We start from the raw sequence: 1582 nt of genomic DNA on the forward strand, positions 1-1582 counted from the left end.
GGATGGGCGTGGCCCCCGCGCGGCCCCCGCGCGCCCCGGGCGCTCCCCCGGTTCCCCCGGCCGCGCTTCGGCCGCGGGCGGGGCCCGCGTTGTCCGCGGCCCGCGCGGGAGGGCAGGATTGCGGGCATGACGCACACGATGCTGAAGGGATCGAACATCCCGCTGGAGGCCCCGGCCGTCCGGGCGGTGCTGCGCTGGACCCCTGGTGCCGGCATCCCCGACGTGGACGTCTCCGCCCTGCTCCTGGGCGCCGACGACCGTGTGCGTTCGGACGAGGACTTCGTCTTCTACAACCAGCCCCGCCACCCCTCCGGCCTGGTGCGCCACCTGCCCAAGAAGCGGCTGCACGAGGGGCTGACCGACACTGTCGAGGCCGACCTCGCGCCGCTGGACGGCTCCGTACGCCGGGTGGTGATCGCCGCCTCCGCCGACGGCGGGACGTTCGGCCTGGTCGACGATCTCTGCCTGTTGCTGTACGACGCCTCCTCCGCGTCCCCGGGCGGCGCCGCGGCCGGTGCGCCCGGCGACACCGCCGCCGCCCCCGGCCCGCTCGTCGCCCGCTTCGACGTCCGGCCCGAGACGGGCGACGAGACGGCGATGATCTGCGGCGAGCTCTACCGCCGCGGCGACGGCTGGAAGTTCCGGGCCCTCGGCCAGGGTTACGCGTCGGGTCTGGTGGGACTGGCCACCGAGTACGGCATCTCCGTTGAAGACGAGGACGGGGACGGGGACGGGGCCGGGGCCGGGGCCGAAGGCGGAAACGAAACCGGCGAACCGGACGGGACCGACTCAGGAGCCGGGGCGGCGGACGGACCCCGGCCCGGTACCGCGGACGACGGGCGGACTCCCGCCTCTCCCGAGGCCGCGCCCGGCGCCGCACCCCGGCACCCCGAGCCCATATCTCCGGAGACGGCGCCCGCCCGGCCACCGTTCCCCGCCGCACCGGCGGCCGCTCCCGGAGCCCAGGGCGCATCGCCCGCCTTGGCCTCCCCAGACCCGCACGCCACACCGGTCACCGCACCGGTCGCCGCACCGGTCACAGCGCCCCCGCCTCCGCCGACCGCCCCGCTCGTGGCCGCCGCGGACGCGCCCACCACGGCCGTCCCGCGCCCCGCCGGGCCGGGGTACGGCTACCCGCCGCCGCCCGGCGTCCCGCCGGCGTCGCCGTCCCAGCCCGGGTACGGCTATCCGCAGTACCCGGCCGCCCAGCCGTCCTACGGCTACCCCCAGCAGCCCCCGCCCCACCAGCCTCCGCACGGACAGCAGCACGGAGGGCACCACGGAGCCCAACAGGGGCAGCAGCACACGCAACAGCCGCCGCAGACGCAGCAGCCGTTCCAGGACGCCCAGGCCGACTACCCGCTGCCTCCGCCGATGACCCCCGACCCGGCCTTCCGGCTGCCCCCGCAGGGGCCTCAGTTCCTGCCGGGCCGCTAGCCCGGACCCGGACCGCACGGTACCGCTAGCCCGGACCAGGACCGCACGGTACGGGCGGCAGCACACCCACGAACCACAGCCGCCCGTACCGCCGCTCACACCCGAACTGGCACCCCCACCCCCTCACACCTTCGACTTGTACCCC

At 76.9% G+C, this 1582-nt stretch carries 1 protein-coding gene; it reads left to right on the forward strand.

The window, feature by feature from the left end:
- The first annotated feature begins 126 nt into the window (after positions 1-126).
- A complete protein-coding gene (locus ACSNOK_RS32945; protein WP_436784458.1) occupies positions 127-1437 on the forward strand; it encodes a TerD family protein in 1311 nt (436 codons plus the stop codon).
- The last annotated feature ends 145 nt before the right edge of the window (positions 1438-1582 follow it).

It is taken from the genome of Streptomyces sp. URMC 126, from assembly GCF_051386555.1.
Taxonomy (GTDB): domain Bacteria; phylum Actinomycetota; class Actinomycetes; order Streptomycetales; family Streptomycetaceae; genus Streptomyces.

Excerpts from the sequence above, each read along its gene's own strand:
- ACSNOK_RS32945 (WP_436784458.1), top strand. The coding sequence starts at position 127 with ATGACGCACACGATGCTGAAGGGATCGAACATCCCGCTGGAGGCCCCG.